The 22,290-nt window shown below is 41.0% G+C and carries 24 protein-coding genes; 9 read left to right on the plus strand and 15 right to left on the minus strand.

Annotated features, from left to right (window positions below):
• A partial coding sequence (locus tag EWU23_RS13045) for a transposase (protein WP_166232919.1) occupies positions 1-338 on the minus strand: 338 nt, incomplete at its 3' end.
• Positions 339-533: 195 nt separating this feature from the next.
• Here EWU23_RS13045 and glmM point away from each other — a divergent pair.
• Together glmM and EWU23_RS13055 are read left to right on the plus strand one after the other, a co-directional pair.
• Positions 534-1,922, plus strand: a complete 1,389-nt coding sequence (gene glmM / locus EWU23_RS13050) for a phosphoglucosamine mutase (RefSeq protein ID WP_166232921.1) — start codon at positions 534-536, stop codon at positions 1,920-1,922.
• A gap of 5 nt (positions 1,923-1,927) precedes the next feature.
• Complete coding sequence (locus tag EWU23_RS13055; protein ID WP_166232924.1) at positions 1,928-3,079, plus strand: cysteine desulfurase family protein; 1,152 nt, start codon at positions 1,928-1,930, stop codon at positions 3,077-3,079.
• On the opposite strand, the gene proS is transcribed toward EWU23_RS13055, so the two are convergent.
• Positions 3,076-4,548, minus strand: coding sequence for a proline--tRNA ligase (gene proS, locus EWU23_RS13060; RefSeq protein ID WP_166232926.1), 1,473 nt, complete (start codon positions 4,546-4,548; stop codon positions 3,076-3,078). The genes EWU23_RS13055 and proS overlap by 4 nt on opposite strands.
• A 132-nt stretch (positions 4,549-4,680) precedes the next feature.
• Here proS and EWU23_RS13065 point away from each other — a divergent pair, with 132 nt between their 5' ends.
• Positions 4,681-5,688, plus strand: coding sequence for a hypothetical protein (locus EWU23_RS13065; protein WP_166232928.1), 1,008 nt, complete (start codon positions 4,681-4,683; stop codon positions 5,686-5,688).
• An 11-nt stretch (positions 5,689-5,699) separates the two neighbouring features.
• Positions 5,700-7,256 carry an outer membrane protein transport protein gene (locus tag EWU23_RS13070; protein WP_166232930.1) on the plus strand — a complete coding sequence of 519 codons (1,557 nt, stop codon included), beginning with the start codon at positions 5,700-5,702 and terminating at the stop codon, positions 7,254-7,256.
• Here the strand turns inward: EWU23_RS13070 and EWU23_RS13075 are convergent, their stop codons facing one another.
• Genes EWU23_RS13075 through EWU23_RS13085 form a run of 3 tightly spaced genes read right to left on the minus strand, consistent with a single transcriptional unit; the run spans position 7,257 to position 9,481 of the window.
• Positions 7,257-7,778: a shikimate kinase gene (locus EWU23_RS13075; RefSeq protein ID WP_166232932.1), complete on the minus strand. Its 522-nt coding sequence runs from the start codon at positions 7,776-7,778 to the stop codon at positions 7,257-7,259.
• A gap of 2 nt (positions 7,779-7,780) precedes the next feature.
• Entirely contained in the window at positions 7,781-8,890 is a 1,110-nt protein-coding gene (locus EWU23_RS13080; RefSeq protein ID WP_166232934.1) for a BT_3928 family protein, read from the minus strand.
• Between the two features lie 12 nt (positions 8,891-8,902).
• On the minus strand, positions 8,903-9,481 hold the full coding sequence (locus EWU23_RS13085) for a DUF1599 domain-containing protein (RefSeq protein ID WP_166232936.1): 579 nt from the start codon (positions 9,479-9,481) through the stop codon (positions 8,903-8,905).
• Between the two features lie 150 nt (positions 9,482-9,631).
• On the opposite strand from EWU23_RS13085, the gene folP reads away from it, so the two are divergent.
• A complete protein-coding gene (folP, locus tag EWU23_RS13090; RefSeq protein ID WP_166232938.1) occupies positions 9,632-10,426 on the plus strand; it encodes a dihydropteroate synthase in 795 nt (264 codons plus the stop codon).
• Complete coding sequence (locus EWU23_RS13095) at positions 10,404-11,219, plus strand: aminotransferase class IV (RefSeq protein ID WP_166232940.1); 816 nt, start codon at positions 10,404-10,406, stop codon at positions 11,217-11,219. The genes folP and EWU23_RS13095 overlap by 23 nt, the downstream gene beginning before the upstream one ends.
• Here EWU23_RS13095 and mog read toward each other — a convergent pair.
• From mog to aroQ, 8 genes are read right to left on the minus strand one after another with little or no spacing between them, the layout of a single operon-like run.
• Entirely contained in the window at positions 11,216-11,743 is a 528-nt protein-coding gene (gene mog / locus EWU23_RS13100; RefSeq protein WP_166232942.1) for a molybdopterin adenylyltransferase, read from the minus strand. The genes EWU23_RS13095 and mog overlap by 4 nt on opposite strands.
• Positions 11,740-12,537: a tRNA threonylcarbamoyladenosine dehydratase gene (locus EWU23_RS13105; protein WP_166232944.1), complete on the minus strand. Its 798-nt coding sequence runs from the start codon at positions 12,535-12,537 to the stop codon at positions 11,740-11,742. Before EWU23_RS13105 ends, mog begins: the two co-directional genes overlap by 4 nt.
• Before the next feature lie 2 nt (positions 12,538-12,539).
• Positions 12,540-13,505: a glycosyltransferase family 2 protein gene (locus tag EWU23_RS13110; protein WP_166232946.1), complete on the minus strand. Its 966-nt coding sequence runs from the start codon at positions 13,503-13,505 to the stop codon at positions 12,540-12,542.
• 33 nt (positions 13,506-13,538) lie between these two features.
• Positions 13,539-14,255 carry a tRNA1(Val) (adenine(37)-N6)-methyltransferase gene (locus EWU23_RS13115; protein ID WP_166232948.1) on the minus strand — a complete coding sequence of 239 codons (717 nt, stop codon included), beginning with the start codon at positions 14,253-14,255 and terminating at the stop codon, positions 13,539-13,541.
• Positions 14,242-14,868 carry a ribonuclease H1 domain-containing protein gene (locus EWU23_RS13120; RefSeq protein ID WP_166232950.1) on the minus strand — a complete coding sequence of 209 codons (627 nt, stop codon included), beginning with the start codon at positions 14,866-14,868 and terminating at the stop codon, positions 14,242-14,244. The genes EWU23_RS13115 and EWU23_RS13120 overlap by 14 nt, the downstream gene beginning before the upstream one ends.
• A gap of 2 nt (positions 14,869-14,870) precedes the next feature.
• Entirely contained in the window at positions 14,871-15,440 is a 570-nt protein-coding gene (locus tag EWU23_RS13125; protein ID WP_166232952.1) for a MarC family protein, read from the minus strand.
• A 1-nt stretch (position 15,441) separates the two neighbouring features.
• Positions 15,442-16,506: an aminotransferase class V-fold PLP-dependent enzyme gene (locus EWU23_RS13130; RefSeq protein WP_166232954.1), complete on the minus strand. Its 1,065-nt coding sequence runs from the start codon at positions 16,504-16,506 to the stop codon at positions 15,442-15,444.
• A 1-nt stretch (position 16,507) separates the two neighbouring features.
• Entirely contained in the window at positions 16,508-16,933 is a 426-nt protein-coding gene (gene aroQ / locus EWU23_RS13135) for a type II 3-dehydroquinate dehydratase (protein ID WP_166232956.1), read from the minus strand.
• Positions 16,934-17,034: 101 nt separating this feature from the next.
• Between aroQ and xerD the strand changes: the two genes are divergently transcribed.
• Positions 17,035-17,943: a site-specific tyrosine recombinase XerD gene (gene xerD, locus EWU23_RS13140; RefSeq protein WP_166232958.1), complete on the plus strand. Its 909-nt coding sequence runs from the start codon at positions 17,035-17,037 to the stop codon at positions 17,941-17,943.
• A gap of 903 nt (positions 17,944-18,846) precedes the next feature.
• Here the strand turns inward: xerD and EWU23_RS13145 are convergent.
• A complete protein-coding gene (locus EWU23_RS13145; RefSeq protein WP_166232960.1) occupies positions 18,847-19,020 on the minus strand; it encodes a hypothetical protein in 174 nt (57 codons plus the stop codon).
• A gap of 922 nt (positions 19,021-19,942) precedes the next feature.
• Here EWU23_RS13145 and EWU23_RS13150 point away from each other — a divergent pair.
• Together EWU23_RS13150 and EWU23_RS13155 are read left to right on the plus strand one after the other, a co-directional pair.
• Positions 19,943-20,368, plus strand: a complete 426-nt coding sequence (locus tag EWU23_RS13150) for a transposase (protein WP_166232963.1) — start codon at positions 19,943-19,945, stop codon at positions 20,366-20,368.
• 23 nt (positions 20,369-20,391) lie between these two features.
• On the plus strand, positions 20,392-21,192 hold the full coding sequence (locus EWU23_RS13155) for a DDE-type integrase/transposase/recombinase (RefSeq protein WP_166232965.1): 801 nt from the start codon (positions 20,392-20,394) through the stop codon (positions 21,190-21,192).
• A 690-nt stretch (positions 21,193-21,882) separates the two neighbouring features.
• Here the strand turns inward: EWU23_RS13155 and EWU23_RS13160 are convergent.
• The gene (locus EWU23_RS13160; protein ID WP_166232967.1) at positions 21,883-22,287 is read right to left on the minus strand and encodes a hypothetical protein; all 405 of its coding nucleotides are present in this window, start codon (positions 22,285-22,287) and stop codon (positions 21,883-21,885) included.
• Positions 22,288-22,290: the final 3 nt, after the last annotated feature.

The raw sequence follows: 22,290 nt of genomic DNA on the forward strand, positions 1-22,290 counted from the left end.
TCTTCAATATCCAATCCTTGTTGTTCACAAATAACCTCTAAGGTGCTTTCCGCAATAACTCGGTCGGTGACAATGTCTGCAATAGACATCTTTAAGCGCTTTATTTCTAGCTTTAAAGCAGCGATTTCATCTTTTTCTTGGGGAGTTTCCACACGAATAGTTTTTGGTATGAGATTAAAATTACCACTTTTTCTTGCCCAACAAGCAATCGTGGTTGAACCTTTAATTCCATAGCGCCGCTGTAATTCATTGGCACTATAAATACCTTGTGATAGTTCTTCTAATACTTGTTGTTTGAAACTCTCACTGTAACGATAAATCCTCTTAATTTTAAGCATAAGTATTCAGTTTGTAACTGTCTACTTTTTTCAGGACGGGACAGAATGAGTTTTAGGGTTTACTTTTTAGTGATTCTGTCTTCAAGCTATTTCCAACTACCAAATAATTTATAATCCATAATTTATATTTCCTTCCAATTTCTTGTTGCAAATTCGTAAATTTACCTTTCGTTTCCACCTTTAAATATTTGCATTTTGGCCTTAATCAAATCAATCTCTGGAATTCGTGGTACTATTGGAGGAAAGCCTGGTGAAGGCTTAAGCCCCATTGATGTTGTTACTTTTGCTGCGGCTTATGGTACTTGGCTTCGTCGTAATAACCATCCTTCCAATTCCATTGTGTTGGGTCGTGATGCGCGTATTTCGGGTGAAATGGTTTCTTCTTTGGTGGCTAATACGCTGATTGGTTTAGGTTGGAACGTGCTCGACATAGGTTTGTCGACGACACCTACCGTCGAACTAGCCGTCCCTTGGACAAAAGCTGCCGGAGGGATCATCATTACTGCCAGTCATAATCCAGCGCAGTGGAATGCCCTAAAGCTCCTAAATTCGGATGGTGAATTCATTTCGGATGCCGATGGGAAGGCTTTATTGCAGATTGCAGAACAACAAGATTTTCAGTTTTCAGAAGTGTTTCAATTAGGAAAAATCACTCAAGATGATTCCTTCCTAGACCAACATATTCAACATGTCCTTGACCTTCCTTGGGTGGATGTCAATGCAATTGTTCAATCCAAATTCCGCATTTTGGTGGATGCGGTGAATTCCACTGGGGGTATCGTGGTGCCTCATTTATTGAAAGCTCTAGGAGCGGCTCATATAGATGTGATCTTCGGTGAACCTACAGGCCATTTTGCCCATAATCCAGAACCACTTCCAGAAAACTTGACGGACATGATTGCCAAAATGAAGTCGGGTAATTATGACTTAGGTATTGTCGTAGACCCTGATGTGGATCGCCTTTGCTTCATTAATGAAGACGGTACTCCTTTTGGAGAAGAATATACCTTGGTGGCTGTAGCAGATTATGTATTGTCCAAACAAGTTGGAAATACGGTTTCTAACCTATCGTCTACCCGTGCTTTGCATGATGTGACCGAGTCTAAAGGGGGGCATTATTTTGCGGCGGCGGTTGGTGAGGTGAATGTGGTGAATCAAATGAAGGCACAAAAGGCCATCATTGGGGGAGAGGGTAATGGAGGTGTTATCTTCCCAGAATCGCACTATGGACGTGATGCTCTCGTGGGTATTGGTTTGTTTTTAACGCATTTGGCTAATTCAGGTATGAAGATTTCAGAGTTGAGAGCCTCATATCCAGCTTATGTGATTTCCAAGAATAAAATAGAGCTTTCGGCCAATCTCAACGTGGATTTAATCCTCGATTCCATTGCCAAAGCGTATCAAGAATACAATGTCAACACGATTGATGGGGTCAAAATTGACTTCCCGAATGGATGGGTGCATTTGCGCAAATCCAATACGGAACCTATCATTCGTATTTATGCGGAAGCTTCTACGGAGGAACAAGCGAACATTTTTGCTCAACAAATTATGAATGCGATTGAGAAAATCGCACAGTCTTAAAATTTATGTCAAATTCTGTCACGCCCATCTATTTGGACAATGCAGCTACTACGCCCATTGATCCCTTAGTTTGGCAAGAAATGCAGCCGTATTTTGAAAATTTCACGGCTAATCCCTCGTCGATTCACTCCCATGGCCGACAAGCCAAAGTGGCGGTGGAGCGAGCACGCAAGTCCATTGCCACCTTATTGAATGCTTCTCCCTCGGAGATTTTCTTTACTTCGGGTGGTACGGAGGCGGATAATACTGTCATTCAATCTGCTGTTTTATACGGTGGTGTAAAGACCATCATCACGTCGCCCTTAGAACATCATGCCGTTTTGCATACGTCTGAGGCTTGGTTGAAACTGGGATTGGTGGATCTCAAATTAGTTCAATTGCTTCCCGATGGCAGTATCGATTTAGCTAATTTGGAACGTCTCTTGCAAGAAAACCCTCATGCCTTGGTGAGTTTGATGCACGGAAATAATGAAATCGGTAATTTATTGGATTTGAATGCAGTAGGTGCTCTTTGCGAGCAATACGGCGCTATTTTTCATTCGGATACGGTTCAAACCATGGGCCATTATCGTCATGATATGTCGCAATTACCTGTCCATTTCATCGTGGGTGCAGCACATAAATTTCATGGTCCCAAGGGCATCGGTTTTTTATATACCAAAGCAGGTTCAAAATTTCATCCATTACTACATGGTGGCGCGCAAGAGCGTAACCAACGTGGGGGAACAGAAAATGTCTATGGCGCCATTGGTCTAGCTAAAGCATTGTCCATTGCTTATGAAGAAATGGATGCGCATGAGGCCTATATCAAAGGCTTGAAGGCCTATTTCATCGAGGGCTTGAAAAAAGCTTTCCCGAATGTGGAATTTAATGGAAAATCAGGTGATGTAGACAATAGTTTGTACACGGTGCTCAATGTGCGTTTCCCCCAAGTGGCGGACGGCGATATGCTCTTGTTTCAATTGGATATCGAGAAAATTTCAGCTTCAGGTGGTAGTGCTTGTTCGAGTGGGACTTCGGTAGGTTCACACGTCTTGTCGGCTTTGAACCCCAATGCCGCAGGAGCGGCCGTTCGTTTTTCTTTCTCAAAAAACAATACCCAATCGGAGATCGATCGGGTATTGGAGGTATTGAAGAAATTGATTCCCGCGTCTTAGTAAGCGCGGGCAAAAATAACGCGTTGTTTCGATGGGTTTCCAGTAAGGATGCATTTTCCTGCTTCTTCCTGGGAATCCAAAGGAATACAACGAATGGTGGCTTTGGTCAATTCCTTGATCTTTTCTTCGGTCTCAGGACTTCCATCCCAATGGGCCGACAAGAATCCCCCTTCTTCTATTTTCACTAGGAATTCATCCCATGTATTCACATCAAACGTATTGGCAGCCCTGAAATCCAGTGCTTTTTGGTAGATGCTGATCTGGATATCTTCTAAGGTATCTACAATCACTTGCTCAATGCCTTCAAATGGCAAACTGGTTTTCACACGGGTATCACGACGGGCCAATTCGATGGTTCCATTTTCAATGTCGCGGTTACCAATCGCCAAGCGAATAGGGACACCTTTTAATTCATATTCGGCAAACTTGAAGCCTGGGCTTTGGTTTTCAGATACATCAAATTTCACCGAAATGCCACTTTTCTTCAAAGCGGCAACCAATGGATCAATTTTAGATTTGATGTTATTCAATTGCTCTTCTCCTTTGTAAATTGGCACAATCACCACTTGGATAGGGGCTAATTTTGGAGGTAATACCAAACCTTGGTCATCCGAGTGCGCCATGATCAAAGCTCCCATCAAACGGGTAGAAACACCCCAAGAGGTTCCCCACACAAATTCTTGTTGGTTGGCTTTGTTCAAAAATTTCACATCAAATGCTTTAGCAAAGTTTTGTCCCAAAAAGTGGGAAGTACCTGCCTGCAAGGCCTTTCCATCCTGCATCATGGCTTCGATGCAATAGGTATCTTCTGCACCCGCAAAACGCTCATTGGCAGTTTTACGTCCTTTGATGACTGGCATAGCCATGAAAGTCTCCGCAAATTCGGAATAGATGTTCAACATCTGTTCCGTTTCTTCTACTGCTTCTTCTTTGGTAGCGTGTGCCGTATGGCCTTCTTGCCATAGGAATTCCGCTGTTCTCAAGAACAAACGGGTACGCATTTCCCAGCGCATCACGTTCGCCCATTGATTCATCAAAATAGGCAAGTCGCGGTAGGATTGCACCCAGTTTTTATAAGTAGACCAAATCACGGTTTCTGAAGTCGGACGAATGATCAATTCTTCTTCCAATTTTGCTTCTGGATCCACGATAACCCCGTGGCCGTTCGGGTCATTTTTTAGTCGGTAATGAGTTACTACAGCACATTCTTTAGCAAAGCCTTCTACGTGAGAAGCTTCTTTGGAAAGAAAGGATTTGGGGATTAAAAGGGGGAAATAAGCGTTTACGTGCCCGGTTTCTTTGAACATATCATCCAAGGCTCTTTGCATTTTTTCCCAAATAGAATAGCCATACGGTTTGATGATCATACAGCCACGTACCGCTGAGTTTTCAGCTAGGTCTGCACGCTTCACCAATTCGTTATACCATTCGGAATAATTTTCAGCTCTGCTGGGTAAGGATTTACTCATAAAAATAGCTTGTCGCGTAATTAATTAGATATTTATTCGTTTTATTTGTGTTAATATTATCACTCAACGAACGATTAGCGACAAAGATACGTTATTGTCCTTAGTTAAGCTTATACTTTTATCTCTAAGACCATGAAAAATCAACTTATTATCTTGTCTTTTCTGGGTATCGCAGCTTTATTTCAAGCTTGTGTGACCATTCAGGTCAGTCCATCAGGAGAAGTTGCCAAGAAGCAATTTGCTTCGGATGATTTGTATGATGCACCCCAGCGTGCAGTGGCTTCAACTAAAAAAGTGAAATCCGATTATTTGAATTTTGATGATAATACCGTAGTCATTGAAGAGGAAGAGGGAATTGCGGAGGAGTCGACTTATTTGAACTCCAGAAGCGTTTATAATTACAACAATAGTGTTAATCCTACTACCTATAACCAAGTGTATAACAGTGGTTATAATGCGGGTTATAACACCGCTTCAGCTTGGAACAATTGGTATGTAAATCCCATGATTAGCTTTGGTTATGGATTTGGTTCTCGTTGGTATTCACCATTGAGTTCATACAACATGATGATGAACCCATACTATTCCAGCTATGCGATGATGTATGATCCATTTTTCTCTGGTTCTTCCTTCGGTTATGGATTTAATTCTTATCGCTATTATGATCCATTTTATAACCCATGGTCATTTTACAACCCTTACCGCAATTTTGGAGGGGTAGTCTACAATAATTACAATTACTATAATTCTTTGGGTTCTAGTGGGTATAATTACAATAATACCACGGTAGACCCTCCTCGTAAAGTGAATTATGGTCCTCGTGATGCAGCTTCTTCCAATAGGGCTAGTTACGGTGATTCTTTCTCCAACACGCCTAGAAGCGGCAATAACTATTACAACAGTCAAGGTTCTAATCAGCCAAGTACCTATTCTAACCGTTCAGTGGGTACACAAAGTAACGAGCGTTCGGCAGCGCCAAGAAGAAATAGTAATGTAGAATACCGCTATGCGGAACCATCACAATCTCGTCAGACGGAAACTTTCTCTAGACCTTCTTCTAACTCAGGAGGAGGATCATATGGTGGAGGCGGAAGTAGTGGCGGCGGTGGCGGTGGTGGAAGTTCACGTGGACCTAGGTAATTTTTGATCTTATGAAAAAGTATATTGTAACAATCGCCTTAGGATTGTGTTTGCCTAGCTTTGTGTTTGGGCAAATATACAGCTATGCCAACTTGGCCAAATACTTCTCTACTAGCTATGCTACGGGAACCGCCCGTATGCAGGCCTTGGGAGGTAATTATAGTGTCTTGGGAGCAGATATTAGTTCCATTGCAGCTAATCCTGCAGGCTTGGGATTGTACAATCGTTCGGAGGTGCATTTGAGCATGGCTCAACAAAATTCCTCCACTAGCTCCGATTACCTAGGAAGTACTGCCAAGCAAACAGATGCTTTATTTCATTTACCCAGTTTAGGCTTGGTCTTAGCTGGAGATCCTAGTACCTACAGTAAATGGCATGGAGCTTTTGGTATCAGCTATTCAAAGCATGTGGTCTTTACGCAGCCAGTTTATGTGACAGGGACGAATAACCGTAGTTCATTATTGGATTCCTTCATTGAGAAGGCCAACGATAAAAATGCAACAGGGGCTAGTTTAGACGATGAATACAGTCCAGCGAGTAATTATGCCGATAGCCCGGAAGCAGCGGCTTATCAAGCCTATTTGATTGATCCTAACTCAACCTCAGGAGGTGTACCATTCACTCGATATGAGCCTAATTTGCCGACTTACCAAGTAGGGGAAGTGGTAAATTCAGGGTCCTTGAGCAGTTGGAATTTTAGTTATGGAGCCTCCTACATGGACAAATTGTACATTGGTGCGGGTTTGCAGTTTTCTAAAATTACGTCAACGACCACCAGCAATTGGACAGAAGAGTATGTAGGTGGACGCTATGTGGCTGGAATGAATTACCGTGAAAATTTAGTGACCAATGGTTCTGGCATCTCTTTGTCATTGGGCATGATTTATAAGTGGAGTCCAAATTTGAGGGTGGCGTTTAATTTCCAAAGCCCTGCTTATTTTGATCAAATGAATGAGCGTTATGATGCACGAATTAGCCCAACAGTCAATGGCATTCCATCTTATGATTCCAATGGGGTCCCTATCGTCATTACCAAAGTTAAGCCTGTTTACGTAACTCCTAATGAATTTACGTATCAAATGACCAGTCCTATGACCTTATCTGGAGGATTGGCTTATTTCTTTGGGAAGAGAGGCTTTTTGAGTATGGATTTGGCTTATGTGAACTATCCTGGCATGCGAGTTTCTTCCGGAGAATTATCGTCTTTGGCTAATCAACAGTTTCAAGATAAACATAATGGACAAATCAAACGTAATTTTGATTCGGCATTGAACATTAAGGTAGGGACGGAGATTCGTGTAACAACGAATTGGAATGTGCGAGCAGGAGTGGCCCAGTTTGGTAGTGGATATGCCAGTACGTACGATAGCATTGATCGCAATAGCCTTCAAATCTCAGGAGGAATTGGATATCGTGCCTCTTCTTTTTATATCGATTTAACGGCTGTTCAGCGTACAGCTAAAGATGGATTTACCCCATATAGCTTAAAAAATGCTGCAGATTATTCTTCGGCCATGTTGACAAAGAATAACCTGCAGCTGGTTTTAGGTGCGGGAATCTTGTTCTAGTTATTGAACAGGAACATACGATTCAATCAGCCACAACAATTGATTGACGCTGATTTCTCCATCCACCTGAATATCAGCTTGCTTGTAAAAAGGAAGTCTTTCTTCAAAGGTCTTTTTGATGGTCGCTATAACCGCTTCTTCGCTTTGGCTTTTGTCCAATAAGGGACGGTTATTTCCTTGGGCTTTATACAATCTCTTGGCTAAGTCATTCAACTCCACATTCAAGAAAATACTGATGCCGTGCTTCTTCATGTAATCCATGTTGTCGAAAAAGCAAGGTACCCCACCACCTGTGGCGATGACCATGGATTGATCCGGCTGGAAACCATGCAAAGTTTTGCGTTCTAATTCACGGAAATGTGCTTCACCTTGGTTTGAAAAAATTTCAGAAATAGTTTTTTGTTCCCTTGTTTCAATCAGCTTATCCATATCAGTAAAACTAAATCCTAAGTTTTTCGCTAATTCTTTCCCAAGAGTACTTTTACCCGAGGAGGGCATTCCTATTAAATAAATATTTCTCATTCTTAATCTGTTGTTATTAAACGTTGGTCTATGTCTTCGATACTAGGCAGGTGGTAGGCAGACCATTTACCACGAACAGTTCCTTGGTTGATCAACCAAAGTCCCGGGCTAGAACGAATGATGGTTTTTAATACTTTGGTATCAACGGACATCGCTGGGAAGTTCAATTGATACTCGTGTCGGATGGCATTGACCTCTTCGTCGGAAGAAGCACTCAATAACCAAACCTGGATTCCTTTTTTACTGGCTTCATTCGCCAATACGGCAATTTGTTTTAAAGCGTCCAAGTGCGCATGATGCACATTGGGTATAATGACCATGAGTTTTTTACCCGTAAAACTCGCTGCGGTATAGTCGATGGTATCGTTTTCCACCCAAATACGGTAATCCGTAATCAAGGGTCTAGCTTCTTTTTCATTCAAAGCTTGCATGGAAACAAAAATGGCTTGGGTATCCGTTGGCATTTCTGTCAATGTCTCTTCTTTACCATGGATTTTATATACATAAGAAAAGCGTAGCGCTTCTCTGGACTTCATGTTTTGCGGAATATTGTCACCAATGGCATAAGGAAGACCATCGTGGATAGGCAAGTAGAAAAAGCAGTAAATACCTAAAGAAACACTTACTAGGGCACTGATGAGGACAGGACTGAGATTCTTATTGAAGGACTTTATTTTGTCCGTAAACAATAAACTTACTGCCAAAACAAATAAGAACACATCTTTAAAGAAAGAAGTCCAGGGCGTTAATTTGATGGTTTCTCCGAAACAACCGCAGTCGGTAACCTTGTTGAAATAAGCCGAATAAAAAGTCAGGAAACCAAAGAATCCCAAAAGGCCTAAAAAAGTCCAAAGCACTTGTTTGGTTCGGTAATTAGCCCAAAGAGCGATACCCAGAACAATTTCCATGCTACTTAACAGGATGGATAGCGGTAAAGCCAAGGGAATCCAGAATTTCCAAAAGCCTTCCATGGCGGGAAAATCCTGGGAGAAAACATCGAAATATTCTTCCAACTTCAATTGGGTGCCAATCGGGTCATTGAGCTTGATGAGACCTGAAAAGAGGAAGATAAAGACCAATAAAAAAGTAGCGATTCGACTGTATTGCCGCATGTTATTGGTGGATTATTGTTGTTGGATTTGCATTTGCTCTTCCTTGATTTTGATTAAACAGAAGACTGCGTAATTCAGCATGTCTTGGTAATTAGCTTCTACACCTTCGGAAACTAAGGTTACACCCAGGTTGTTTTCGATTTGTTTGGTGCGGAAAATCTTCATTAAAATCAGGTCTGTCATACTACTCACCCGCATGTCGCGCCAAGCCTCACCATAATCATGGTTTTTATTACGTAAAAGCTCTAAGGTGATTTCTATTTGGTGATCATAAAATCGACTTAATTCTTCTGCTGAAAATTCCATTTGTTCCGAATTTTCAAGGGATCTTTGAATCAAGGCAATGATGCAATAGTTGATGATTCCAATGAATTCACCTTCAATACCATCTTGAATTTTTTGCTCTCCTTTTTCTTGAATGCTGCGAATACGCTGCGCTTTAATAAAAATTTGATCTGTTAAACTAGGCAATCGCAAAATTCGCCAAGAAGTACCGTAATCTTTGTTTTTTTTATCAAACAAGGCTTTGCAGTGTGAAATTACTTGTCGATATTCGATTTCAGTTTGGGAAGGCGCATTGTCCCTGTTCATAGGAGAGGATTAGTTTACAAATCTCTTTTTTTTCAGACTACAAAAATATTTAAATTATCCTAAATTTCAGCTCATTTGGAAGCTCTTTTTCCATCTTTTCAAACAATTCGATATAAGTCGGGTTTGATTGATCTTCAGATACCCCAAATCATGGGTATATTGAACGCTACGCCCGATTCATTTTTTTCAGCTAGTCGGGTGAGTGTCATCGACGATTGCCTGACATTAGCTGCCAAAATGATCGAGGAAGGGGCAAGCATCTTGGATATTGGGGGGCATTCTACCAGACCCAATGCGGATGCCGTTTCTGCCCAAGAGGAGCAAGATCGTGTAATTCCGGTGCTGGAGGCCTTACGTAAAGCCTTTCCCCAAATGTGTCTATCCGTGGATACCTACCGTTTGTCCGTTGCACAGGCTGCCATCCAAGCGGGGGCAGATTGGTTCAATGATGTGGGTGGAGGGCAAATGGATGATGGAATTTTCGATTGGGTAGCAAAAAATCAGGTTCCTTATATTTTAATGCATAGTGTAGGCGCATTTTCTCAGGTGCATCAGGTGCCAGTTTATGAATATGTGGTGGAAGATGTCTGGTTAGACATGGCAAAAAAAATACATGCATTGAGGTCCTTGGGTGCTAAGGATATCGTGTTAGATCCAGGCTTTGGTTTTTCTAAATCCTTGGATCAAAATTATCAATTGATGGCTCAACTGCATCAATTTACTCGATTAGGTGTGCCGCTATTGGTGGGGATTTCTCGTAAATCCATGATTCAGAAAGTGCTAGGAACTCAAGCGGAAGAGGCCTTGAATGGGACTAGCGTTTTGCATACGGTGGCATTGCAACAAGGCGCCAATATTTTGCGAGTGCATGATGTGAAAGAAGCCCGACAAGTCATTCAATTAGTGAAGAAATTACAAGAAAATGGTTTACCCAATTTATCATAATCACCACTGGATAGATCCAGATCAGGTGTATGTAGGCATTCAGGATGTCGGCTTTTTACGGGGCTTTGGCATATTTGACTTTTTTAGAGTCATGCATGGCAGACCTATCTTTCTATCGGATCACCTAGATCGTTTTTTGGTATCGGCAGATAAAATGGGGATTTCCCATATTTACAGCAAAGAACAGCTAGCAGGTTTAATTCATGAGATTGCGGCTAAGTCGGAAGTGGAATGCTTGGGCATCAAAATGGTGCTTACAGGTGGTGATTCCTCCAACGGATTTGAACCTCAAGGCAAAAGTCAATTATTCATCATTCCCAACGAGTTTCAGTTCATGGACCCCATTCATGGCATGAAATTGGCCAGTCGGCAGTATGTCCGTGAAATGGCGGATATCAAATCCTTGAACTATGCTTATGCCATCCGAAATTGGAGCGGAATTAAATCCCAAGGATTTGATGATTTAATCTATTATACGGATGAATATGGTGTGTCGGAATCCTCCAGAAGCAATTTGTTCTGTGTGAAAGATGGAGTTTTATATACACCTGCTCAACATATCTTAGAGGGAATTACTCGAAAACATGTGATTGACTTGGCTTCTTCCTTTATGGAGGTCAAGGTGCAAGATGTGAGTTTGGAAGCATTTAAACAGGCCGATGAGGTCTTTACCACAGGAAGTACCAAGCGAGTGGTTCCTATCCTTCAAATTGATGATAGTATCATTGCCAATGGGAAAAGAGGAGCCATCACGGCACAATTGTACGAACTCTTACTCCAGCACGAACATTAAGAAACGGGCGGACGGAAGGCTTTCATGTTGGCATCATTACACACTAAAAATGGGCCACCAATCAAATCAATACAATAGGGGATAGCAGGAAATACCGCTTCTAAGCATTGGCGAATAGCTTTGGGTTTTCCGGGTAAATTGATGATCAAGGATTTCCCTCGGATGCCAGCAGTTTGACGACTCAAAATGGCCGTAGGGACGTATTGTAAGCTGACCTGGCGCATCAGTTCTCCAAAACCAGGCATCATCTTTTGGCATACCGCCTCTGTGGCTTCAGGAGTAACATCACGCAGTGCAGGGCCTGTTCCTCCTGTCGTGACAATCAAACAAGCTTCCGCTTCATCCGCCATTTGGCACATGGTTTGTTCCAATAGCGCTTGTTCATCAGGAATTACGGCATAAACAACTTCAAAATCTGAAATCAAATATTCCTTGAGTAATTCCACTACAGCTTTGCCTGGGATATCTTCGTAGATACCCGCACTGGCCCGGTCAGAAACATTGATAACCCCTATTTTGATCATTTCTTTTGTTTATTTTTTTGCTCCATTTTAATGAAGGCCTTAGGCTTTTTTTCCATGGGAATAGGCTCATTCAATAGGTCGCGAATCACTACCGAAGCGCAAACACCACCAAAAGCCGCAGGCAGATAGGAAATAGTTCCGTAGGCCGACTTCTTGAAGTTGGACCCATCGGTTAAGATAAGCGATTCATCTTTTACTTTTTCCTGAGAATAAACAGCTTTAATGCCGCGTGAAACACCCATTTTGCGGATGCGCTTTCTCACCAAAGAAGCTAAATAACATTCTCTGGTATCCAACAAGTCCGCTGTTTTGAGTTTGGTTGGATCTAATTTTCCTCCTGCTCCCATGGAGCTCACTATGTTCAAACCTAAGTCATAGGCTGTTTTCAATAAGGTCAATTTGGGTGTGACCGAATCGATACAATCCATGACATAATCGTATTTCGTTTTTTCTAAGATGTCTTTGGCCGCTTCTGGGCTTAAAAAGGCCTCATGTTCGTGCAAGACCAAATCTGGATTAATAGCCTTTAGGCGTTCGGCCATAATTTTTACTTTAGCCACACCGTGGTTGGTAGCTAAAGCAGGTAATTGACGATTGCGGTTCGTGGGGTCTACCACATCGCCATCTACTATGGTCATGGTTCCAATACCTGCACGGGCAATAAATTCTGCTGCAAAGGAGCCAACTCCCCCTAGTCCTACAATCAATACATGGGCATTTTGTAATTGCTGAATGCCTTGTTCTCCAATGAGAAGTTCCGAGCGACTCAGCCAACGAAGGTCTTTTGTACTCATATTTAGGATATTTCTTCCTTGATTTGATAATCAGTTGTTTTATCAGAATTGGTTACCATCAGCTCACCAATGAAGCCTGCCAAAAATAATTGAACGCCCAGAATAATGGCCACCAAGGCCAAAAAGAATAAAGGGTTATCCGTTACATTGCGGTATTTTAAATGCTGTGTGATATTGTATAGCTTTTCGCCGATGAGCCATAAGGTAATGATGCTTCCAGAAAAGAAAGACAGGATACCTAGGCTACCAAATAGGTGCATGGGTCTCTTACCAAAGGTCTGTACGAAGGTGATGGAGAGTAAATCCAAAAATCCATACAGGAAACGCTCTAAGCCAAATTTGGTTACACCATATTTTCTGGCTTGGTGCTGTACCACCTTTTCTCCAATTTTAGAAAAACCGTTCCATTTAGCCTGAACAGGAATATAGCGATGCATTTCGCCGTATAAGCGAATGGTCTTAATCACTTCTAATTTGTAGGCTTTCAGTCCACAGTTGAAGTCGTGCAAATACACTCCCGAAAGAGCTCTCGTAGCGGCATTGTATAATTTGGTAGGGATGGTTTTGGATAGAGGATCAAAACGTTTTTGTTTCCAACCTGAAACCAAATCAAAGCCATCTGAAGTAATCATTTCATACAAAGCAGGAATCTCATCAGGTGAATCTTGCATGTCGGCATCCATGGTAATGACCACAGATCCTTGTGCCTTAGAGAAGCCTTCATGCAAGGCAGCTGATTTACCATAGTTACGGGCAAAAGAACTAGCTTTTAAGCTGGGGTATTGAACCGATAAGGATTTCAATACTTCCCAGGATTCATCCCGACTGCCATCATTTACAAAAATCATTTCATAGGTGAAATGATTGGCTCGCATAACCCGATCAATCCAGGCACATAGCTCAGGGAGTGATTCAGCCTCATTGTAGAGGGGAATGACGATGGAAATTTGTAGCGTAGAATCTTGCATGTTGACAAAAATACAAAAAGCTAAGTTATTATTTTAGGGGAAAATTAAATAGTACGGTTTTAATAATTCTTGAAAATCAGGGTGGTAGTCGCCCTGTTCATCCCGAATATGGATTTGTTCTTTCAATAGTTCAGATTTTTGACGAGATCCCCAGAGCATTTGTCGGAGTACCTTAGCCCCTGGCTTGGGAATAATATCGGCCAAGCGATTGGCAAATATGCCTCTTTTTTCAGCAGTTTGTAAGAAAAGACCCATTTCATAGGGAGGATATAAGACGGCAAAATTCCCTGAATCCGCTAATTGATGTTGGATAGCTTGCGCTAAATCATCTGGAGATAAGTGATCTGCATGTATGGCAGCTTGTTTGGAACTATCAGAAGCGGCTAAATGGTTCGTGAAAAATGGAGGATTACACAGGATAAGGTCATATGCTTGGCTTGCTGTCCAAGTTTTGATATCTCCTTGAAAGACCTTGATTTGCACTTTAAATGGGCCATGTTCCGCATTTTGATGGGCTAATTCCGCCACATCTGGATGGATTTCTAGGGCATCCACTTGCAAGCCGGGGGCTTTTTGACAAAGCATGTGAGCCAACAATCCGCATCCAGTACCTATATCCAAGGCATGATGGACGTTTCCTAAAGGTATCCATGCACCGAAAAGACATGCTTCCGTACTGATTTTAAGTCCTGGATTTCCGTGAGCTAGTTGAAATTGTTTGAACTGAAAAATGGACCTACTTTCTGCCATAATCCGCCGGATTTTCACCCCAATGCTCTGTTTCCCACTTCAAGATTTTCGTTTGGTAGAAATTACCTTTCAACCAAGCGATGGCCTTATCGACTCGCTGGAATAGCTCTTCCGTTTCGGTATTTCGTTCCAAATTGGTTTTGATGGCCTTATTTCTAACCCAAGCGATGGCCGTTCTGGAATCGGAATACAAGGGAAAAGGACAATCGATTTTCTTTAAATAGGCCAAGCCATGCACAATGGCCAGAAATTCGCCAAGATTGACCGTTCCAATGGGATAGGGGCCTTGGGCAAAAAGTACCTCTTTGGTTTCGGTATTGACACCCTGGTATTCCAACACCCCAGGATTTCCAGAACATGCAGCGTCCACTGAAATGCTTGGGATAATAATGGCTTGGGAGTTAATGGTCTTTTTAACACTGGCTTTTTTAGCCGTATCAATGCTAGCCCAATAGTTCTTTTTGAAGGCATCTTCGGCTGCGGCACGACTATCAAAAGATTTGTATTGTGCCCCTGGGAAGTTCTTGATTAACTTTTCGGCCTTACCCCAAGAATCAAAAATCCCTGTTTCATGACCCGCCCAGATGACATAGTATTTTTGTTTTTTACTCATGCTTAGAACAATCGGGTCTTAATGATTTTAATAGCAATGGCAATTAAGATGACCCCAAAAACCTTACGCAAGATTTGTGTACCAACGTTCCCTAATTTCTTTTCTATCCAAACGCTAGTGCGTAAAACGAGGTAGATGAAGATGAGGTTAATCAGAATACTGATGATAATGTTTTCTTCTTCAAACTGTGATTTTAAGGAAATCAGAGTAGTCATGGTCCCTGCTCCAGCAATCACTGGAAAGGCAAGGGGTACAATGGAGTGGGTCCCTTCTTGCATCTCTTCTGCTTTGAAAATATTTCTTCCCAAGGTCATTTCTAGACCAATCAAAAAGATGATCAGTGCCCCTGCCACGGCAAAGGAATTGGTATCAACCCCTAGCAGATGCAGGATGAATTTACCTGCAAAAAAGAACCCAATCATGATGGCGCCAGAAACCAAAGTGGCTTGTTCGGCGTGAATGCTTCCATTTTTCTTTCGCAGATCTATGATGATGGGAATAGAGCCCAAGATATCGATCACGGAAAAAAGAATGAGGGAAGAGGAAATGATTTCTTTTAGGTTGAAGTGCATGTTAAGCTTGTATAAGTTGAATGAGCGAGTATATATCTTCTACGGTATGGCTTGGGAAATTGGCAATGCGGAAGGTATTGTTCTTCCAGGTTCCATAACCTTTGCCTAAATCAATCAGGTGTTGTTCAGCCAACTTAAAAATGCGACTTACCTCCGAGGCTTCTCCTTTCAAAGCGAGTACCGTCGGTAGTCGAAGTTCTTGCTTGCCCACTAAAAAATCAAATTCAAAAGAGGATTGACGTGTCCAAAAATCTTCCCAAATGGCCATTTTCTCCAAGGTATGTTGGTGGATTTCTTGAATAGAAGGCAGCGTTTGGCTTAAACGATTTAGTAAATAAATCCCCAAAACATTGGGTGTATAATGCGTTTGGAACAACTTTCTATTTTGTTCCATCAAAATGATGCTATTGTAATGATCTTTTCTGTTCAGTTTTTCGGCTCTTTCTAAGGCTTTGGGAGAACAAATCAATACCCCTAATCCGGCAGGAATGCCCATGCATTTTTGACAAGAAGCCAACCAAACATCGGCTTCTGACCAAGGAAGTTCGATACCTCCCATGGAAGACGTGGCATCCACGGCAATCAGGCAATCGGTAGAAAAGCCTAATTCTTTTCGATTAATCACTTGGCCTGTTCCATTGGATGTTTCACTTTGAACTAAGCAAAGTGTATCCACTTCTGTTTTTATTTCTGCTGAGATTGTGGTGGCAAATTCCGACAAAGACTCATTTAATTCAAACTCCAAACTGGAAGCTTGGGGAATAATTTGCTCCACATAATGCCCCCATTTTTTACCAAATGCCCCATTGTAAAGATGAAGGCTTTTCTTTTCTATCAGGGATTGAGCCACGATTTCCCAAGCCTCGGTGGCCGAAGAAATGAAATAGATGGTGTATTCGGCCGGAATGTCCCACTTTTGGTGCAAGTTTTCTAGGGTTTCTTTCAACAAGCTTTCAAAGCGGGCACTGCGGTGGTTGATGCTCACAATTCCCTGCTCATACGCTTCTTGGATGAAGCCCAAAGTTTGAGGATAGACTTTGGAAGGACCAGGGTAAAAAGATAGCATGTTAAATAAAGGAGTATAGGCCTAAATCATAACTTCTCAATCCAAAACCAATGATGCTTCCTTTGCATTTTGGACTCAAGTAAGAATGCGCACGAAAAGATTCACGGGCATGAACATTGGAGATATGCACTTCAATCACGGGGGTAGAAATAGCTGAAACAGCATCTGCCAAAGCGATGGAAGTATGTGTGTATCCACCTGCATTCAACAAGATACCATCATAGGAAAAACCCACTTCATGTAATTTGCTGATCATGGCGCCTTCGCTATTGGATTGAAAATATTCCAATTCCAATTCCTTTCCGAATTTATCCTTCAGTACTTCTAGGTATTGTTCAAAGGTCTGATGACCGTAAATTTCTGGTTCTCTCGTTCCTAATAGGTTCAAATTGGGCCCGTTTAGGATCAATATTTTTTGTCGTACCATACCAATGGGTTTTGCTTACATCTACGGATTTTAAAACGTCCGTCAAGGCTTAAAATTACGTAATTCTTCTAAATTTACATGTTTGTTTCAATAAAAAGCCCATGTGGGAAAAGGAAATACGTTCGTTTGGAAACTATTTAAAGATAGAGCGAGGCTTGTCCGGCCATTCGCATGAGGCTTACTTGCGGGATGTCACTAAATTAGCCACTTATTTGGCTAGCAGTTTCGGAGATGATCTCCCCATAGCGGAAGTTCAAGAAGTACATCTATTAGCATTTTTGAAGGATTTACACGGACTGGGTATCGAGGCAAGTACACAAGCTAGGTGCTTGTCGGGCATTCGCTCTTTCTTTCATTTTCTTCAATTTGAAGGCAGCATTCAGCAAGATCCCACTTTGCATATTAAGAGTCCTCAGCAAGGCCGGAAACTCCCAGATACTCTTTCTTTTGATGAAATCAATCAGATTTTGGAACAAAATGATATGTCGACCCCCGAGGGAGTGCGCAATCGGGCCATGTTGGAAATGTTGTATGGAGCTGGCATGCGGGTTTCCGAGTTGACCAATTTGAAATTGACGGATGTTTACGAGGATATTGGTTTTTTGAAAGTGCGGGGGAAAGGAGATAAGGAAAGATTGGTGCCAGCAGGCAAGGATGCTTTTCATTATTTGAAAATCTACTTGGAGTCGGTACGGTCACAAATTTCAGTCAAAAAAGAGGCCTTGAATGTTGTCTTCTTAAATAGGCGAGGAGGGTCCTTGAGCCGGGTGATGGTTTTTATTATTTGTAAAGACCTAGCTGCCAAAGCGGGCATTGAAAAATCCATTAGTCCACATACCTTCCGACATTCCTTTGCCACGCATTTAATTGAAGGGGGAGCTGATCTTCGTGCTGTGCAAGAAATGCTCGGCCATGAATCCATTTTAACAACAGAAATTTATACCCATTTAGACCGCGCTTATTTAAGTCAGATGGTGCGGGATTTTCATCCGCTGAATAAGAGAATGTAGAGAGGAAATGATAAATTATAAATGATTTTGAGGTCATTTTGCAAATAATAGATTAGCCTATTCTTTATTCAAAATACAAATAATTTCAATTCACCTTATCGTGTTACAATTACCAAGGCATTTCTTTTTTTATAAAAAAAAAGAAAATCCAAAGAACGTTTTAATCCAAAAATGTCAATTAAATAAAGAAAATTGAATATTAACCCATTTATAATTCACCATTTACCATTTCATCATTTACTAAGGCTTTTCTTTTTTTGAAAAAAAAGAAACAAAAAAACTTCTTTTTTTGTCGTTCAGCCAAGGCGAATTCCGCTTTGCGGAACCGTGATTCTCTCCGCTAGCGCCTATATTTTTGACGCCGACGCACATCGCCCATGCTGAGGTCAAAACCTCGTCTACCGCTGCGTTCATCACCTTTCGCTCGTGCTGACCGACGGTATTTTCTCTCAAAAATTCTAGATTCTAATAACTAACCTCTAATCCCTATTAAGAAGGTTAATCCCAACGAAAGATTGGAACGAAGCTTGAGCGAAGCGGCAGGCGGATATTTGACCCTGCGCATAGGCCGTGTGCGATGGCGTCAAAGATTAAAGACGTAAGCGGAGAGACAATCGGTTCTGCGCAGCGGAATTCGTCTTGGGATTAACCGTCCTTCTTCTGTTTTTTTTGTTTCTTTTTTTATGAAAAAAAAGAAATGCCAAAGAAAGTTAAAGTAAGAAAATGTGATTGGTTATAAAATTGAAGAGATCATCCATTATAAGTAAAATTAATTACTAAGGCCTTTCTTTTTTTATAAAAAAAAGAAAATCCAAAGAACGTTTTAATCCAAAAATGTCAATTAAATAAAGAAAATTGAATATTAACCCATTTATAATTCACCATTTACCATTTCATCATTTACTAAGGCTTTTCTTTTTTTGAAAAAAAAGAAACAAAAAAACTTCTTTTTTTGTTGTCCAGCCAAGGCGAATTTCGCTTTGCGAAACCGTGATTCTCTCCGCTAGCGCCTATATTTTTGACGCCGACGCGCATCGCCCATGCTGAGGTCAAAACCTCGTCTACCGCTTCGTTCATCACATTTCGCTGGAGCTGGACGACGCTATTCTCATTTTCATAAAATTCTTCATTCTAGATTGAAAGGTTAATCCCAACGAAAGATTGGAACGAAGCTTGAGCGAAGCGGCAGGCGGATATTTGACCCTGCGCATAGGCCGTGTGCGATGGCGTCAAAGATTAAAGCCGTAAGCGGAGAGACAATCGGTTCTGCGCAGCGGAATTCGTCTTGGGATTAACCGTCCTTCTTCTGTTTTTTTTGTTTCTTTTTTTATGAAAAAAAAGAAATGCCAAAGAAAGTATTAGTAAAAAAATGCAGTTAGTAAATGAATCATTAAACTATTCAATTTTACGGAACATCAATTCCCAAGGCATTTCTTTTTTTGAAAAAAAAGAAACAAAAAAACTTCATTTTTTGTCGTCCAGCCAAGGCGAATTCCGCTTTGCGGAACCGTGATTCTCTCCGCTAGCGCCTATATTTTTGACGCCGACGCACATCGCCCATGCTCAAGGTCAAAACCTCGTCTACCGCTGCGTTCATCACCTTTCGCTCGTGCTGACCGACGGTATTTTCTCTCAAAAATTCTAGATTCTAATAACTAACCTCTAATCCCTATTAAGAAGGTTAATCCCAACGAAAGATTGGAACGGAGCTTGAGCGAAGCGGCAGGCGAATATTTGACCTTGAGCATAGGCCATGTGTGTAAGTGTCAAAGATTAAAGCCGTAAGCGGAGAGACAATCGGTTCCGCGCAGCGGAATTCGTCTTGGGATTAACCGTCCTTCTTCTGTTTTTTTTGTTTCTTTTTTTATGAAAAAAAGAAAATCCAAAGAACGTTTTAATCCAAAAATGTCAATTAAATAAAGAAAATTGAATATTATGTCAATGCCTGAAATAGGTTGACCGTTTAAAAGTAAAATTTTAAACATAAAATCTATTATCCATGGCAAACAAAAAATCATATCTTCAAAGTGTGTCACAAAGACGGCTCCGTCATTTTAGTGATAGTTTTAAAATTGAGAAAGTTCGAGAAATAGAACAAGGTCGAACTCGTGTTTCAGAAATTTGTAAGCAATACGAAGTATCTGGAACCAACGTGTACAAATGGATTTCTAAATTTGGTATCATGAAAACCAACAAGACTCGAGTCATAGTAGAAACACAGAGTGATACACAAGAATTGTTACTACTCAAGAAAAAAGTGGCTGAACTAGAGCGTATTGTAGGTCAGAAGCAAATTCTACTTGATTTTAAGGATAAAATGATTGATCTAGCCGAGCAGGCTTATGGGGTTGACATTAAAAAAAAATTCGATTCAAAACCCTTAGATACTACTGGCTTACCCGAGAAAAACATCCCTTCAGTTTGAATGAATTATATCGAAGTCTTGGTATGAGTAAGCAAGCCGTACATCAACAGTTAAATCGGCAACTTAAACAGGAATATGTAGAGCAACACCTATTAAAGACCATTGACAAAATTAGAGAAGAACACCCCACCATGGCTATACGCTACTTGTATTATATGATTAAACCTCATCATCAGCAGATGATGGGACGAGATCTTTTTGAGGTATTTTGTAAGCAACAGCATTTAACTAGACCTCGAATACTCTCCTTCATCAAGACAACAGACAGTCAAGGAGTGATTCGATTTGAGAATTTATTGATGCATCAAAAACCAAGTCGGGTAGATCAATATTGGCAGAGTGACATTAGTTATTATCAAGTCAATGAGATTTATTATTACCTCACTTTTATCATAGATGCCTATACTCGTCATATCGTAGGCCATCACACCTCTAAAAGACTGTTGACAACTCATACCACCATTCCAGCCTTACAAATGGCCATCAAGCTTCGAAAACAGAGGAGATTTGATGATTTAATACTTCACTCCGACGGAGGTGGACAATATTATGCCAAGGAGTTTTTACGTATTACTCAAAAACGAGGAATTAAAAACAGTATGTGTAAGTATCCTTGGGAGAATGGTAAAGCGGAACGAATCAATGGCATCATAAAAAACAATTATTTACGGCATCGTAACATCCATAATTTCGAAATGCTGGTCAAGGAAGTTGACCGAGCAGTATCACTCTATAATCTAGAAAAGCCTCATATTGGATTAAATAAAATGACACCTATTGCTTTTGAGAAAAAACTACTAAATTTAAATCAAGCTATAGGCTAAACAACTAAAGTACTTGAATATGAATCAAGTATAAGTGGCATAAAACGGTCAACGTCATTCAGGCATTCACATTAACCCATTTATAATTCACCATTTACCATTTCATCATTTACTAAGGCTTTTCTTTTTTTGAAAAAAAAGAAACAAAAAAACTTCTTTTTTTGTCGTTCAGCCAAGGCGAATTCCGCTTTGCGGAACCGTGATTCTCTCCGCTAGCGCCTATATTTTTGACGCCGACGCACATCGCCCATGCTGAGGTCAAAACCTCGTCTACCGCTGCGTTCATCACCTTTCGCTCGTGCTGACCGACGGTATTTTCTCTCAAAAATTCTAGATTCTAATAACTAACCTCTAATCCCTATTAAGAAGGTTAATCCCAACGAAAGATTGGAACGGAGCTTGAGCGAAGCGGCAGGCGGATATTTGACCCTGCGCATAGGCCGTGTGCGATGGCGTCAAAGATTAAAGCCGTAAGCGGAGAGACAATCGGTTCTGCGCAGCGGAATTCGTCTTGGGATTAACCGTCCTTCTTCTGTTTTTTTTGTTTCTTTTTTTATGAAAAAAAAGAAATACCGTGGTAGTATTGATGCAGCTTAGTTAATATGTACAATAAGCATTTAATAAACCCCATGTCAACCTATATCAGGAAAAGACACTAATACCTAATAACTAAACACTAAGAACTAATTTCTACATTTCCTCCGGGAACGGAATAAACACAAAATTAGTAAACTGGCCATCGACCACGAAAAGGCAAGCGAATTCTTCAATGTCCTTGTAATTTTGAACAAATAATTCTTTGTTTTCTTCGGAAACCAAACCTCTTTGAAGAAATTCCTCTAAAGTAGAAGCGTGGTAATTCCATTTATTACCATTCATTTCATTGACACCAATCAGCTTTTGACCAATTTCAATGGGTCTTTGAGAAGTAACAAAAACAGGAAAATCCGAAAAGCCTCTTTTCTTGATTTGATAGGAAGCCTCCTTCAAGAGTTCAGATACCAAGATGAAATCACTGGAAATTAGACCCAAGTACTTGCCATTCAAGTCTGGGGAGTTGGGTGCGTTGGAAAGGGCTTGATAATCTTCAATCATAAT

The organism is Aquirufa beregesia (assembly GCF_011090385.1).
Taxonomy (GTDB): Bacteria; Bacteroidota; Bacteroidia; order Cytophagales; family Spirosomataceae; genus Aquirufa; species Aquirufa beregesia.